Source organism: Paenibacillus marchantiae (genome assembly GCF_028771845.1).
Lineage (GTDB): Bacteria > Bacillota > Bacilli > Paenibacillales > Paenibacillaceae > Paenibacillus > Paenibacillus marchantiae.
In genome coordinates, this window is record NZ_CP118270.1 from 5,999,084 (window position 1) to 6,014,945 (window position 15,862).

A 15,862-nucleotide genomic window follows, 5' to 3' on the forward strand; every position below is an offset into this window, starting at 1 on the left:
CAGCTGCTTTTTTGCTGCTTCAATGACGGGAAAATGACAACTTTGTTTGTGGTGCGTTTGCAACGATACCCGTAATATATAATTATCGTTGTGGAAAGGACACCTTAGCATGAACATCGCATTTTATCCATATTGGGCTGCCAAAACGCTGCTTTCTCTCATTAATGTTATATATATCATGGTTATCACGACGTTTATTTACGGTCAGACCGGGTCTGTCCTTTACGCTGCGCTGTTTCCATTCATTCAAATGTCAGCTCGTATCGTCGCAGGGTTCACTGCACCACTGCTTGTGAACCGTTTCGCATTCTCCAGGCTGATTATTAGCATTCCTTTAGCCAAAACATTGATGATAACCGGAATCGCCATCGCATTTACCGATCTCACTGCTCACATTCCTCTTCTGCTTGTGGGAATAGCGATCCTCTCGTTCCTGGACGGATGGGAATCTCCATTAATAAACACATTAACTCCACGATTGGTTCAAGGAGAAGATCTGGTGAAGGCGAATAGTTTTCTCTCATTCTCTACTCAGACCGTGACGATCATTGGATATGCGATGACAGGATTCATCGTTATGCACTGGGGGGCTTCACAAACATTCTGGGCGGCTACAAGCTTATCCTGGGCTGTCCTGCTTCTAATGATTACGATCAGTTCACTTACCCGCGATATGCAGGAAAAAGTCGAGAAATCCACTTCCAGATGGGATGTATTAAGGGAAGGTTGGCTTATCCTTTGGAAAAATCGATCGTTGCGCCTGATAACGTTCATGGATCTGGTTGAAGGTCTTGCTGGCTCCATCTGGATCGGTGCTATCACGCTTGCTTTTGTGAAAGAAGCTTTGGGCCAAGAGGAAGGTTGGTGGGGACTTATCAACTCCAGCTATTCTGCCGGCACCATTCTTGGGGGAATTCTGGCCATCGCCTTGGCCACTCGCATACAAAAGCACTTGATCTCCAGTATGGCCATAGGTTCTCTTCTCTTCAGCTTACTGACCATCGCATACGGTTTAAACAGCCTTCCTTGGCTTGCTCTGGTATTGTGTATGCTTATGGGTCCTGCTTATCAAATCCGCGATATTGCTCAGCAGACGGCTTTTCAGACCCGTGTGCCCATCGAATCACTGACCAAAGTAAACGCAGCACATGGAATTATTCTCTCAGCTTCCATGAGCATATCTATGGTAATCTTCGGTCTGATTGCTGATCAAATGGGGATTCGGCTAGTATATTTGATTGGCGGTGCCTTATTCATCGTATCCTCCCTGTGCTCTTTCCGGTTAAATCGAATTAAAGAGCAAAATGATTGAATCAAAAAAAGACGAGCACATATCTGCTCGTCTCTGCTGCATCCGAACATCATCGGTGCAGCCATTTTATTCTCAATCCAATCGGTAATCTGTCAACGGCTTGCCTTGTTTATAATACAGCGCTGGTGACAGTATATTGAAGAAAATATGCACATCAGGCAAATCCGCTTCTTCCAAAATAACCTGCATTGAGGAAGCGATACGATTATGAATCTCCTGATCACGTTGGAACATCAAGATCTCTACTGAAGCCGGAGAAGGAGTAAGGGCTTGTACGTCATGACGTTCTGCCTTCATTCTCTCCCGCGGGATATTGGTAATCAACGCAAATTGCTCAGTGATGCGAGGTACAACTTCCTCCAGCTGAGGTCCTGTGAATCCTTTAAAACGAATAAACGGCATTGCTATCCCTTCAATCTCTATTATTAGTCTCTTATGTGATTTTAAGCACATTGTTTTCGGTTGTCAAATCTCTTTCATCATATCATTTTTTTCATAGAAACGCAGAAAAGCCCCGCTGAAGTCTCAGCGGAGCATACACGCAACCAGGGTCTCACCTTGTTCTACAGCGGCTTACAGCCAGAAAGATTTAGTGATGATTACGAGCAGGATGAAGAGTACGAGAATTGCGCTTGTGGAAGTCCATCCGCCAAATCCACCAACATTGCCGCCACAACCGTATCCAACTTCACTCATTTGATTGGCCTCCTTTGAATTTCAAGGTATGCCATAACATATGTCGATTCTAACATGAATGACCGGGCTATACGGCAAGCTAACCGGCCCAATCATTGTGTATTCTGTTAGTTGAATTATGCCGAAGGAATGACTTGGATGTTGATGTTCACATCATTTCCTGATACTTCACGATAGAAGTCTGCTGTATTTTGCTTCTCCAGGACAATCAAACGAGTACGTGTATCGTTTCTGGACGCCAAAACCACTTGGCCATCCGGGGCAATACAATAAGCGATTGGAATTGAAATTTCACTGTTACGATATGAACCGTCCGCATGGCTGGTCCCCATAACAATGCATTGATTTTGTATCGCCATCTGCCGCGCTTCTTCAACCCACTCTGTATACTGCTCTTCACTGAACATCCCCACACCAATGGAATGCATAATCAAATCCACTCTGCCAATATTCTCGTTGCGAAATCCTTGCAGTACCAGTTCGTCACATAACAATGTGCTTATGGTCCAGTCCTGTTCCTTAACTACCTCAGCAGCGGTATACTTCGCTTTCTCCAATACAGTCTCCCCAGCCTTGTTAATAATGATCGCACGGTCCTTGGGACGTTCATCCAACCTGCGATGACCTGATACAATCATCGTTCCATATACAGCCGCCAGACGGCTAGCCTCTTCCACGTTCTGATTCAGATAGCCTTCAGGAAAGAACAACACATCCGCTTCTGGATGTTGTTTCAATTCCGCTTCCAGCTGCAGCAATTGTTGTTCCAACCTGGGTTGTCCAATAATAATCTTCAACGTTTATCCCCCATTCATGAATAAAAGCCGGTTCATACCTGTATCAGGTATGAAACCGGCTTAAAGGTTGTACAGGCAGGATTCCTGCTCACCGCACTTCGCTTCAAGAGTAATTGTCTTTGGCATATCGTTACGTCTAACAATTACTTTTACAGTTTAAATGATATGTAGTTAGGAATTTCTGTGTTCAATTCTATCATAAATCTCCTGCCCGTCATAACCTCGATCTGTAGCTATATCTTTGGCAAAAAGTACCATATCACCAGTCGCAGCTGAATTTGCGCCCAACGCTCCCACAACCGCCGCAAGTGGATACAGCAAAATGGTCAGAACCTTCTTCATGCACTCATCTCCTCTTCCGTATACAGGAAATTTTTGTGTGATCATCCTAATAATACGATGAAAAGAAGTAAGTTTCAATCTTTATAGACACTCGAAGCTTTTCAACAAATCTATTGCTTCCTCATGATCAGGTTCCAAAGCCAGTACTTTCCGTGTGTAAGCCAGTGTTTCTCCTTCCAGTTCAAGTTCATAACAACACACAGCCAAGTCGTACAGCACAGCTGAGTTCTGTTTTCTCGAATCAGTACCTAACGACAGCTCCAGAAATCGCTTGGCGTCCTCATACATATACATCCCATATAACAGCTGACCTACAAGAAACGCCACATCTCCTAGCCGCTCCATTACATAATATGAAGACCACATGATGTGGATTCCAGACTGAATATCAAGCATTTCCTCATCGCTTGCATCCGGTAGAAGGTTCGAAATCCGGTTGGCACTATGAATCAAAAACTCAGCATCATATCCGCCCAGACGCCAGAATGGTATAATCTGCTTCAGTTCCATCCGCTCTACCTGATGATCCATCCATTCTTTCATACTAAAGAAATCATCGGGTCCAAAACGTTCAACAAATCGGTGATACGCCAGTCGAGTGTTTATGTACCCCAATGGTTCGTCCACCATCAACATACATCCAACGTTCAGATCTTTATAATGATGTGTTGTGAAACGAGTGTGGGCTCCTTGCTGTTCCAATACATATTGAATGGCATGATAATTTGCCGTTAAAGAAAAACTTCCATGAAGTACGAATTCAGGAGGCTCGGCAAACTTCCAGTTGTCCAGTCGATGGTCACCTTTGTCCGCAGTAATTAACACATATCCTGAATCTGATAACCTATTCAATCGTTCGAGACAGGACAGACCGATTGCCGGGAACATAATGTGCGAATCCTCCAACTCTTCCTTGTACAGAGCGATAAGCCCTTGATACGGATAGTCTTCTGCACTGTACTCAGGTGCACGGCGGTATTCATAACTCAGTATCATGTTTTTCAGCAACTCGGCAGGCTCCGAATGAAGAGCAGATTCTGGAGATTGGAGGAGTATGTCACACTCATATATCTCACCCTCACCGACATAAATTAATTCCTGTGGAATGCTGTCAAAAAAGTAATTGGCAATCAACAGCAAAGGTTGCTTCAGATCGCCCGGTCGAATAACTGTATCCGCCACTACCAGATTCAACTCGGTGTCCTGTATCGCGTCAAAACGTGCGAAATCCAGTATTCCTTGGTCAATAAAGGATTGCATGGACGGATGCTCTCTCCAGCCCAATACATTATCTTCGACCAGATCGGTCATTACATATCGAAAAGCTGGCAGCTGCACGCCTGCAAAATCTTTCAACTCTGTCAGTTTGAACAGAATTTGGTGCGCCAAGCGGCCTACGCCCGCTCCAAGTTCCAGAATGGTTACTGTCTCGGCCGTCTTTCCTTTGCTGGCGAGATCTTGAAGAAAACCAAAAATCATCTCGGCATACGCCATTGCAATCATGGGGTTACTCGTAATATATTGCGGAACCTGATTCTCGGTCCAAGCGTGCAGCCCTTTCTGTTCATAATATGCCCGCTGCCAGTCCCATACCGGAGCTTCACTGAAGCGGAATCGTTGTCCTTCGTTTTGCATCATTGGTTGAAAACCTGCTTTCCATTCATAATTTCATCGACATTTCGGACTTTCTATTCCATGTTCTCATAGACCGTTCCCTTAATCTCTAACGCATTATATCATAAACGATGACTGATCCAATGAAGTGCTAAACCACACTCCTGTAAAATAGAAAAAACCTACCTTTCTCAAGGCAGGCAATGCTCGTTAATACATTTATGCTCCATCTATAACGAACTGTTGGCAAGGGCGCTCAACGTTAGTCCGAATATACCGCTCCATCAAAGTTCTCAGGGCCTACACGGATCGTACCCAGCAAGTTAGAGCTGATAAATGCAGTGTACGTCAACTGAGGTGTTATTGGTGGATTGAAATCATCCGCAGAGAACGTAATGACCTGAGGAGCCAGAATGCTCAAGCTGAACGTAGACGTTGCAGAATAGATGACAGGATCCGTTGCTAAGGTTCCTCTGACAATTGTTATCGTTACACCTACGAGGGCTAATGGAAGCTGCACTGATACAGTTCCTTTGAATTGTACCCGTGGGTTTGCACCAGCACCAGCTGTTTGCAGACCAATCTGACCAAACAGTTGAGGAGTATTGATTACGAGGATCGGGATAGCAATGGAGTTCGCCAAACTCGCATTCTGCGATGTTCTAGCATCAAGAAATTGACTCATGAAATCTACCTCCTTCTGTCGGGGATATGATAGTATATGTGAGATTTGAGATATGGCATGGACAGACACTGATATTTAGAAAAAAGGGCATATGAAAAAGACACTGCCCGTATTGCTACGGTAGTGCCTCTAGAATTTCTAATCGAAGTTATGTTCGTTTTTCTCCAATCTCTCTTTTAATAATCGAATCTCTTGCTTCAAACCTGAGATTTCCTCCCTTAAACCAGATCTTTTTATTGCCATTGAAAACACAGCATATAAAATCAGACCTACCAAACCAATGAAAATAAATATAGTTAAAATTCCTACAAAACCCACAGCACTAGCACCATTCATAACTTTAAATTGTCACCACCTTTATAACATATATTTTAACAATGATACCATATATTTATTTTATCAGCTTTGTTTGCAATTTCGTTAGTATTCGCCTGCCATAAAAAAGCTCTGCTAGCATTATGCTAACAGAGCTTTCTCACAGTGAATTATTTGTAATTCCCTCATCACTTTAAAGTAATCTAATCAACTTCCAAAGTAAACGTCCAATTTTCCAGTGGGCGGAGTGGTTGCCATCCAAACTGCAGCCAAATTATCGGGAGCATACGTTGTAGCGGTGATATAATCACCAATTAATACTGTAGGCTGCGGTGAATTGCCGTTGGGGTTAAACGAAGTCGTTGTGAGTCGGCGATTCGCAAAGGTAGCTCCTCCGTTAAACGATTCAGCAACAAACACATCTAAAAGAAATCCGTCAATCTGATTGGAATAATAAATAACCCTTACAGTTCCTGTGAATGGCGATACAGTAATGGAGGGAAAGAAATTTTGCGAACCAACGGGAGCTCCAGTAATGCTTACAGGATCTGACCATAGAAGCCCATCCGGTGAGCTGCATAGGAAAATGTCGGTGTATCCATTCCGCGCATCATTCCAGGTTGCATAGACTTTACCACTATTGGTTCCATTGGATATGTCAGCTCCCAAGCTCAGGTTCGTCTGCACGCGAAAAGCATAATTCGTGACAGGTAAAGGAGATGGGGCAGGGACAACAGAAGCAATCCATGTGGATTGTCGTTCAATCGGCGGCTGGAACGTAGCCCCTCCATCGTAGGAAATGCGAAGCAGTGCGTACGGACTATCCGGCCCTGTAGTAATATATCCTGCATATACCTCACCAGTAAAACCTATAGCTATAGAACTTCTGTCATGGAAACCTCTTGGGCTTGAAATTCGGCTCGGAATCTCCCACGTTGTCCCCTGATCTAATGACCTTTGCAAAAACGTGGACGAAGCCAATGTAGCAAGAGGGGTATACCCCACGTATGCATTCCCCCGATAAGGGCTTCCAGGTGTTCGATCCACTGCTATAAACGGCTCATCATTATGAACGATAAGGCCATATCCCTTGTTCACAAACACGGGAGGAGTCCAGGTCACTCCATCATCCAGGGATGTGTAACTGATGATTGTACCGTCATTATCACCGTTAAATATGTGAACTGTCACTATAAACGTACTCGGAAATGTGTAATCAATGGTTGGTGCTTCAGCGCCTGCATACCCGGCAGGCTGCTGCATAGTTGTCGTTGACCATGTCTGTCCACTGTCAGTAGAACGATAAACGCCGATAAGTGTAGGTCCTGTACTTGTGTCAACAGCAACCGCACACATGATATTCGGAAGTAGCTCGTTGGAAGCAATTGAGGGTTCAAATTGGTTTCCACCGAGTGCTCCTGTGATATTTACAACGGGCAAGTACCTCACCTCCATTCCAAAGATTAAGGAATATTCGTAAACCGGTCAATTAATATCATTTCTGACTGTAAAACACGTTGAATAACATTACCTGTAGAATCAATACCATATGCATGAATAATCGTACTTGTAGCACTAAAGAAATCTGCTTGGACTTCATAAAATGCTGCATCGTTTAGAGCATAAATCAAGGTCCGAGATGCCTGGGGGCCTACTTGAAATAAATCGTGCCCAATTGGAATTCTGGCATTTTGAGTAGTGTCCCATTTAAACACTTCTATCTCTATATTTACAGGAATATTAAGAGAATCATTTAAACAAGTCACAAGAATCTGAGTAGCCACACTTCCACCTGTTGGCGAATTGTAGATCAACCCTGTAGAGTTTGGCAATCGAACTATCCCTCCTCTTTGAACCACAGATTAACTACACTATTTGTACGCCCCTATCATTTAAAGTAGTACGGATTCTTTGTTGAAGGGGAAATACAACAAAAAAGCCTTGATGAAGCAGCAACGAATGATGATGCTCATCACCATCGAACTTTTGCAGGCTTTATTCCAAGGCTCAGTTAATATCAGTTTTGAGTTTATAACAATAGAAAAAAACCCTTGCTACGCAAGGGTTTCGAGAGAATGGGCCCTACAGGACTCGAACCTGTGACCAATCGGTTATGAGCCGACCGCTCTAACCAACTGAGCTAAGGGCCCTGAACAAAAATGTATAACGTTCAGATGATGGCTGTGAATCATCCAGTAAAACTAAATTGCGGGGGCAGGATTTGAACCTGCGGCCTTCGGGTTATGAGCCCGACGAGCTACCGGGCTGCTCCACCCCGCGTCAGTAAGAAATATTAAAACAGCGACTTAATTAATATACACCATACCTGCCCCACATGTCAAGGGGTAATGTTAGGGAATGAAGCGTACGCCATACCGCCCTTTTTTTGAACGATATACTTCCACTTCAGCTGGCTCGTTATGACCGTAAATCCACCCATCCTGCTCCATCCGTTTTGCAAGACACCCTGCCTGAAATTTGGTTGTATACAATTTGCTGAAATATACCCAGTGCATTCCACTCGTCCTTTCTTGAAGTCATCATTTATCCCTGCTTTTGTAGAATACCCCAATTCCATAAAAATAGCCGCCGAAGATATAAATCTCCAGCGGCTGCATCTATGATTTTTTTACAAGATCATCTAACTTTTATTGAAATGTGGCTTTAGGGTTCTTTTTCAATTTCTCCAGCATCTCGTTCCCTTTGGCTGCCCATTCACCAAGCGCTTCTTTTGGTGTTTTTTTGTTCGCAAGAACTTGATTGAAGTATTCCATACCCTTGTCACTTACTTGCCACAGGTTCGGCATTTTTTGATACATTTTATCCAAGTTCGTATTGGTCGGAGGTATAGGTTTCAGTGTATAGAACGCCTGGATATTGTAATCCAAGCCATCCTTCGGTTTAATAAAGCTCTTCCGTGAAACCATCTCATAACTGCTGCGTGCTTTGATTTTCGCCCAGTCTTCACTGTTCATATACTTAATCAATTCCCATGCATCATCAGGGTTCTGAGCTGAACTATTAATGGCCATAAGATTGCTCAGATAAATGTTGCCTCCGATTTCAGGAGCCTCCGGATGAACTGGAGGTGTAACAACATCCCAGTCTACCTTCGTAAAGTCTTTCATTTTATCTGCATTTTTATTGGCATCAATCAACTGATTAATGTAGCTGTAATCTCCAATCACCATGGCTGTTTTGCCACTCAGGAACAGATCACCCTGAAGCGGATTATAACGTCCACTCTCATCCTGACTATCCTGCGGTTCGTCTCCTTTAGGGATGACTTTATCTAAGGCGAGCTTGCTTATCGTGCTCCATACTTTCTCCCATTGAGGAGAATCTACAGTCATTTTTTCCGCTTTGTCATCAAAAATTTTCAGCTGCAAAGAGTTATAATACTGGGACATCGTATAGTATGGAGAACCGCCTTGATAGGTACTGAAAGAGAAACCAAATACATGGTCTTTTCCTTCACCTTTGGTAAGGCGTGTACCCAGGTTGAAAATATCATCCCAAGTCATATTATCCGTTGGAGGCTCCACGCCTGCTTTCTCAAACATACCCTTGTTATAGAACAAAGCGGAAGAGGAGAACGTTGGCGTCAAAGCGTAGATGCTCTGATCTCCCAAATCCTTAATTCCTTCGAGAACACTTGGCACAATATCCGTAGTATCAAACTTGTCTTCCTGCATCAGTGGGTCCAGTTGTTTCACCATGTTTTCCTGAATCAACGACTTGACTGTCGCCGTATCCGCCACGATGACATCTACCGGGTTATCCCCTGTCATAATCTTCTTCAAGCTTTCCATCGTATCCGGAATGTCCTTCTGCTCTTCCTGGTTACCATAGCCATACATGCTGCCCTGATCTACCGCAGGTACAACTTCAATCGTTATATTTGGATGTGTCAATTCAAAAGCATCGGTAAACTGCTGACGGAAATAGCTGTCATCCTGGCCACCCCATAACGTCGCTACACGCAATACACGCTGCTCGTTATCCTTGGACTCACTCGCTGTACAACCCGCAAGCAGCGGCAATGCCAGACTAGCTGTAGCCAACACGGCCAGCACTCGTTTTCCCCAAAACCTGTTCTTCATCTCCCAATTCCCCCTCTAAAATTATCTTGGCGGTGTAATGACAATACGTTCACCGTCAAATTCCAATGTGGCACGATTATCAATGGACAGCGCCTCCAGATACTCCTTGGGCACCTGAAGTCGTCCCGCCCGGTCGATAATGACAAAAGCTTCATGAATATCCGGGGCTCCTGCCTCCGATAAGCCATGTTCGTCATCCAGATTCGGATTACGTTTCACAAACTCGGTGCTGGTCAAGCCGTCCCGAATCGCCACGATCCGGTCCACCTTACCAGCAAGGGTTAGATCATGAGTAACAATCACAATCGTGACCCCGAGTTCCTTGTTCATTTTACGAAAAATGCCCATGATGGTATCACATGTCTCTGAATCCACCGAACCTGTCGGCTCATCGGCAAGCAGCAGCTTGGGGCGATTTGATAGCGAGATGGCAATCGCTACCCGCTGCTGCTCCCCACCGGATAATTGATGCAGCTTGTTGTGCATCCGATCCTTCAGTCCAACCCACTCCAGCAGCTGCATGGCATATGCGCGATCGCGCTTGCCTCCCAAAATCATGGGCGTTTCCACGTTTTCCAGTGCTGTAAGGTATGGCAGCAGGTTACGGCCGTTATTTTGCCAAATGAACCCTACGGTATGACGTTTGTACTCCACCAATTGGGCATCTGTCATTTTCAGCAAATCCCAATCCCCGACAACGGCTGTACCAGCTGTTGGACGATCAAGTCCACCCAGAATGTTGAGCAATGTGGATTTACCACTACCACTGTTACCGATAATGGCCATCATTTCACCTTGATTGACAGTCAGATTGAGACCTTGAAGGGCAACGACTTCCACATCGCTGGATTTAAAAATTTTGACAAGTCCTTCGCATTGGATCACGTTTACCTCTCCTCTCCCATTTTGACTGCCTGGTGAACTCGCAGCCTGCGGATTTGCCACAGCAGCATCGTTGCTCCAATGATCAGCATGACCACGGTCACGCCGTATAGTTGCAACATATCTTTCTCTTCAAATACAATTCGGAACGGAGGTACCTGTGCGGACACATTATCTGTCGTTTGCAGGAAGGGCAGGAACAGACGGCTGGATACCTGACCAATGCCAATACCAAGAATGATGGACAGACCCGCCGTGAACACCTGCTCTAACAGCAACATACCGCTCAATTGTGCCCGGGATAATCCCATCGCCCTCAGGACACCGAACTGTACTACACGCCCGGATAGATTGAAGAACCAGTACAGAATGTATCCGATCAGGGAAATAATCACCGAGACAAGGAATCCGAGACTCAGTATGCCGAACACCCCGCCTCTTGACGGATGTTTGCCCTGGGATACCAGCTCTGTACGCACATCGCGCACAGACGATAATTCAATGCCTTCAGCTGCAAGTTTCTCCATCAAAGGAGCAACTTTGGCATCCGGCTCCATCTTCAGCCAGACCTCATATGGAATCAGAGGCACCTGATCATAGATGTAATCCAGATTGGCAATGAAAAACGGCATTTGATCCGGATACTGGGCAGGCCAGTAAGGTATAATGCCAAAGACCACAAATTCAATCGCCTGGCCCTGTACACCAATGGAGACGAGGTCTCCGGTTTTGAGCTTGAATTTGTCTGCAAATTTGGAAGAGATCAATACGGCCCCTTCATATTTTCCAAGCAAGTCAAGGTACTTATAAGGATGAGCCGGGAACAGATCGTTGCGGAACCACGCCACTTGGGCAAAATCCACATTGTCGATCCCCACCAGCATTCCCTGTCCACCTGATTTGCCAGAGACAATAATGTTGCCTTTCGTTTGCAGCACTCTCGCTGCATGTTCGACACCATTCAGGCTGCGGAACACTTCAAAAGGTGGCTCGGAATAGATCATCTTCGTCGGTTGTGAAGTACCACCGCCTCCACCTGATCCACCTCCGCCGCCGTTACCGCCGCCTCCAGAACCACCGCCACCGTTTCCTCCACCCTGTCCACCGCCTGAACCTCCGTTTTGTCCGGAACCCGTTGGCTTAACCTCAGGTGTGCCTTCCCATACCGTCTGCATAATAACATCCGAACCATAGCGATATAACGTGCGCTCGGTTGAGTTCAGATCAATGGTACGAGCCGCCGCCGAGTTATACACACCGAGTCCGAGTGTCAATACAAGCAGGATCATCAAAGGATAATAAGAAGATGATGAACGCGAAAGCTGCGTCAGTGTCAGATACAGTGGAACCGGGAGAAACTTGCGCCCGATCAGCTGAATCAACTTCAAAATCCACGGGAACAACCGTAAGAAGAACAGTCCCAGTGCAAAGATCGCGAGTGCCGGTACAAAGAACAGAAACGGCTGTACCTGAAGCTGATCTGTCGTCATTCCGGTCTGGAACGTCAACATTTGCCGTTCATAGAACAAGTAGTATCCATATCCGGCGAGCCCCAACAGAGCGATATCCAGGAACCAGCGCTGCCATACCGGCGCACGATCTGTACGTGCTTGCCGCCGCTTAGCCGATACAATCGTCGCCCGCGCATAGGTTACTGCCGGAATGAGAGAAGCTATAATTGCCACCAACACGGCGATAAGGCCAAGCAGGATGGCTTCTTTTGATATTCCGATCGGAATGGATTTCCGATCCACGAACGACAGAAATCCGCTCGCTGAACCGATGCTTTTCGCCATAAACCATCCAAGAAACGGGCCAATGACAAGAGCAATCGCTCCCAGGAATATACCTTCAAGCAGATAAAGAGAGAAGATCTGCCGGGCAGAAGCTCCCCGACTGCGCAGAACCGCAATGTCACTCTCCTGCTTCTGTAACGACTGTCTGGCATTCATGGCAATAAAATAAAAGACCATCGCAATCATCGGTGCTGCCAGTGTGAACAGCATGGTCTGCAATTGCAGACTCTGACTGCGGAATTGTTTCAGCAGATCCCCGAAGGTGATGTCCACTTTCGTATCCTTCAACCGCTGATATAGGTCGATATCCAGCCTTTCCAGCACAGAGGTCAATCCCGAGAGCTGGCTCGTTTGAATCTCTTTCAGATCAAATGCATAATACCAACGTGAATTCTGAAGAGGTATCCCTTTTTCCTTTAACAGAACATTATTAAATACCGATTCATCCACATATAGTCCGTTCATCATACCGTCAAATCCCTGTACCCAGTACGGGCTGCTAGGATCATCGGCTTTGAAAGAACCTATAATCTTCACACGCAACGTAATATCGAGACCGCTGTAAATCGGATATTCCAGAACATCTCCGATATGCAGATCGTTACGATACATGCCCTCTTCGAGCATGACAGCTTCAATCGTATCGTCCTTGACCTGGTTGCCCGGCTTCACTCCCGCAGAATAATTAACCTGTGCATCCAGGCCTGTCATCGTACCCAGACTCATGCTGCGGACCCGGCTGGCATCCACTTTGGTTGGGTCTTCCGGGTTCACCTCTGTGCTGCGGATGGAACGGGAGTTCACATACGTATGAAAAGGAAATCCAATGTCACGGGGCACATCCTCGCGAATATATCGATCCACCTCTTCCAGACCACGTGTATCTGTCTTCACACCACCAGGTGCCTGGTAACTCATGAGCAACGAGCCGGCTGGCAGTCCCTCACTGTTATCCTGCAGCGTCTGGGCCACGACCCGCTTCAGCGCACCATCGGCATACATCGGAATACTAACGGTGAACGCTACCGCCACAATCAGTCCGATCAGTGTGCTGAACGTCATCCAGCGAGTGTTCCACATTTTGCGGAACAACAGTCGAAGCAATGGCAGCCCCATTAGCGGCCCACTACTTTCTGTCCAACGGTCAGACCTTTCAGAATCTCCACATCCGTGGATGTCTGCTGCCCAACTTCTACGTCCACTTCACGCTTGCTTCCATCACTCTCCACCACTTGCACGTACGTTCTTGAACCGATGGAGCGCAGAGCGGATACTGGAATGACAATCGCGTTCTCTGTTCGCTGCGTGACAATCGATACCATTAGAGGTGTACCGCGTTCAACCCCTTTGGGCATTTTCGCCAGCGAGACGATAACATATTGATCCAGGCTTTCTTTCGCTGGAGGCGTTCCGCCTTCCCCCGACCCTCCGCCATTACCACTTCCACTACCCGATGCTTGGGCAACAGGCATCACTTTAACTTTGCCAGCCACTTTGCCTGCCCCATTAATGTCCACATCCGCCTTCATGCCAGCCGAGAACTTTTCCAAATCTTCCTTGGCAAACGTAGCTGCGACAACCAGGTTGGATGTATCTGCTATGGTCGCAATCGGGTCATAAGCTTTGACAGCCGCGCCCTTCTCCACCTGCACAGCAATGACTGTTCCACCGAATGGAGCGGTCAAAGTGGCTTTACCCAACTGATCCTCCAGATCGGCGAGTTCCTGACGAAGTTCTTCAAAGGCAATCGTGGACTCTTCGAACTCTACCGGGTCCATCTCATCCCGTTTGCGAAGCGTTTCCTTCATTTGCACTTCCGATTTGCGAATCTGCAGGTTTTTGGCCCGGATTTCCTTCTCCACGCTCTCTACATCAAGAACAGCGAGAAGTTGACCTTTTTTCACTTTATCCCCTGGTTTTACATTCAACTCTTTGATATGCATACCGTCCAGCGTAAAATACACCTTTTCTTCCCGCTGGCTCATCATCTTGCCGCTTCCGCTTACTTTCTTCTCCAGCGTCTCTGTCCGAACTTCATATTCCGGCTTCTTGGAGATCGTTGGCGGTGTAATTGGCGGAAGTACTTCTTCCTCTGTCTCAGCCGGCAGCAAAGAGCAGCCGGCCATCGTTGCAGCCACTATCGCACTAAGCACAATAAGCGCTGCGCGTTTCCCCCTCTTCGGAGCGGCCCCTTTACTTGATAAATCTGCCGTCCGCCATTTCATAAACATGGTCCGCAACCTCCAAAATCGTAGGATCGTGTGTAGTCATACAGATCGTTACTTGTTCAACTTCAATAATATTGCGAAATACAGCCATAACCTGTGCTCCCATTTTGGAATCGAGTTCAGCTGTCGGCTCATCCGCGAGCAATAATCTCGGTCTGTGGGCTATCGCCTTGGCGATGGCCACCCGCTGCTGCTCTCCCCCGGACATCTCGAATGGACGGTGCTTGACCCGTTTGGTTAGTCCGACCAGATCCAGACAATGACCTACCCGGTCCTTCCATTCCGAACGCGGCACGTCCGCCATGCGCAGCGACAGCTCTACATTTTCCCAAGCAGACAACAAGGGCATAAGCGCATACGCCTGAAAAATAAAACCAATTTCTCTGCGCCGCAAAGCGGTCCGCCGCCGGTCTCCCCAATCTTGAAGAGGCTGGCCGGAGAACAGAATGTCTCCACTGGATGGCTGATCCAGCCCACCCAGCATATTGAGCAGCGTCGTTTTCCCTGAGCCCGACCGCCCTTTCAACATCACCAGCTGTTGCGGGTTCACTTCCATATCGATGCCTTTGAGCACATGAATAATACGGCTACCCGTCTGGAAACTGCGATGAACATTGCGAACCTCCAGCACAGGTCCTTCATATGGAGGCAACAGATCCTTCTTGGAGGGCTTGGACTTCACTTCAGGTTCAGCTGCTGCAACCGCAACTTCCTCTTGGCTTGTTTCATTGGTTATGTCGTGCGAGTCGATGGATGTATTCTGCGGTTCACTTATGTATGCCGATTCCTCCTGCCCGACTGGTTCCTGCTGCTCCGTGAGTCCGACCGCACTGTCCTCGCCTGACTGGCTCTTGGCAGGTCTGATTTTGGAAAATAAATTCTTCATGCCAGCAATCACGCTCATCCTTTCTTCATATCCCGTTCACTTCATCAAGACACTAAAAATAGAAATCTATTCCATACTACACTGCATTATAAACGACGGATCACAACTAAAAGTTACAAGCTTTTTACAACGTTCCAGTGAAAAAGTTAATATTTTGATGAACAAACGAAAAAAGCACCCCAAAGTGCGGGATGCCTCTTGAATAT

The 15,862-nt window shown here is 46.5% G+C and carries 16 protein-coding genes and 2 tRNA genes; 1 reads left to right on the forward strand and 17 read right to left on the reverse strand.

The window, feature by feature from the left end:
- Positions 1-109: 109 nt before the first annotated feature.
- On the forward strand, positions 110-1,312 hold the full coding sequence (locus PTQ21_RS27090; RefSeq protein ID WP_274567802.1) for an MFS transporter: 1,203 nt from the start codon (positions 110-112) through the stop codon (positions 1,310-1,312).
- Positions 1,313-1,384: 72 nt separating this feature from the next.
- Here the strand turns inward: PTQ21_RS27090 and PTQ21_RS27095 are convergent, their stop codons facing one another.
- The 17 genes from PTQ21_RS27095 to PTQ21_RS27175 form a co-directional block, all read right to left on the reverse strand.
- Positions 1,385-1,714, reverse strand: a complete 330-nt coding sequence (locus tag PTQ21_RS27095) for a DUF1904 family protein (RefSeq protein WP_063567881.1) — start codon at positions 1,712-1,714, stop codon at positions 1,385-1,387.
- 171 nt (positions 1,715-1,885) lie between these two features.
- Positions 1,886-2,008 (reverse strand): sporulation protein YjcZ, encoded by a 123-nt coding sequence (locus tag PTQ21_RS27100; protein WP_079696179.1) that lies wholly within the window; start codon positions 2,006-2,008, stop codon positions 1,886-1,888.
- 116 nt (positions 2,009-2,124) lie between these two features.
- Positions 2,125-2,805 (reverse strand): hypothetical protein, encoded by a 681-nt coding sequence (locus PTQ21_RS27105; protein ID WP_274567803.1) that lies wholly within the window; start codon positions 2,803-2,805, stop codon positions 2,125-2,127.
- Positions 2,806-2,976: 171 nt separating this feature from the next.
- Positions 2,977-3,147: a hypothetical protein gene (locus tag PTQ21_RS27110; protein ID WP_157258415.1), complete on the reverse strand. Its 171-nt coding sequence runs from the start codon at positions 3,145-3,147 to the stop codon at positions 2,977-2,979.
- Between the two features lie 81 nt (positions 3,148-3,228).
- Entirely contained in the window at positions 3,229-4,785 is a 1,557-nt protein-coding gene (locus tag PTQ21_RS27115; protein ID WP_274567804.1) for a tetratricopeptide repeat protein, read from the reverse strand.
- Between the two features lie 238 nt (positions 4,786-5,023).
- Positions 5,024-5,446, reverse strand: coding sequence for a hypothetical protein (locus PTQ21_RS27120; protein ID WP_063567878.1), 423 nt, complete (start codon positions 5,444-5,446; stop codon positions 5,024-5,026).
- Between the two features lie 138 nt (positions 5,447-5,584).
- Positions 5,585-5,782, reverse strand: a complete 198-nt coding sequence (locus tag PTQ21_RS27125; protein ID WP_063567877.1) for a hypothetical protein — start codon at positions 5,780-5,782, stop codon at positions 5,585-5,587.
- Between the two features lie 186 nt (positions 5,783-5,968).
- Positions 5,969-7,201: a beta propeller repeat protein gene (locus PTQ21_RS27130; protein WP_274567805.1), complete on the reverse strand. Its 1,233-nt coding sequence runs from the start codon at positions 7,199-7,201 to the stop codon at positions 5,969-5,971.
- A gap of 23 nt (positions 7,202-7,224) precedes the next feature.
- Positions 7,225-7,593, reverse strand: coding sequence for a hypothetical protein (locus PTQ21_RS27135; RefSeq protein ID WP_090809970.1), 369 nt, complete (start codon positions 7,591-7,593; stop codon positions 7,225-7,227).
- 244 nt (positions 7,594-7,837) lie between these two features.
- A tRNA-Ile gene (locus PTQ21_RS27140) sits at positions 7,838-7,911 on the reverse strand.
- Positions 7,912-7,967: 56 nt separating this feature from the next.
- Positions 7,968-8,041 (reverse strand) — tRNA-Met (locus PTQ21_RS27145).
- A 71-nt stretch (positions 8,042-8,112) separates the two neighbouring features.
- On the reverse strand, positions 8,113-8,277 hold the full coding sequence (locus tag PTQ21_RS27150) for a hypothetical protein (protein WP_162842468.1): 165 nt from the start codon (positions 8,275-8,277) through the stop codon (positions 8,113-8,115).
- A 132-nt stretch (positions 8,278-8,409) separates the two neighbouring features.
- Positions 8,410-9,864, reverse strand: a complete 1,455-nt coding sequence (locus PTQ21_RS27155; RefSeq protein WP_063567874.1) for an ABC transporter substrate-binding protein — start codon at positions 9,862-9,864, stop codon at positions 8,410-8,412.
- A 21-nt stretch (positions 9,865-9,885) separates the two neighbouring features.
- Complete coding sequence (locus PTQ21_RS27160) at positions 9,886-10,749, reverse strand: ABC transporter ATP-binding protein (RefSeq protein ID WP_063567873.1); 864 nt, start codon at positions 10,747-10,749, stop codon at positions 9,886-9,888.
- 2 nt (positions 10,750-10,751) lie between these two features.
- Positions 10,752-13,658, reverse strand: a complete 2,907-nt coding sequence (locus PTQ21_RS27165; RefSeq protein WP_090953424.1) for an ABC transporter permease — start codon at positions 13,656-13,658, stop codon at positions 10,752-10,754.
- Positions 13,658-14,773, reverse strand: a complete 1,116-nt coding sequence (locus PTQ21_RS27170; RefSeq protein WP_274567806.1) for an efflux RND transporter periplasmic adaptor subunit — start codon at positions 14,771-14,773, stop codon at positions 13,658-13,660. Before PTQ21_RS27170 ends, PTQ21_RS27165 begins: the two co-directional genes overlap by 1 nt.
- Positions 14,736-15,656 (reverse strand): ABC transporter ATP-binding protein, encoded by a 921-nt coding sequence (locus tag PTQ21_RS27175; RefSeq protein WP_274567807.1) that lies wholly within the window; start codon positions 15,654-15,656, stop codon positions 14,736-14,738. Before PTQ21_RS27175 ends, PTQ21_RS27170 begins: the two co-directional genes overlap by 38 nt.
- Positions 15,657-15,862: the final 206 nt, after the last annotated feature.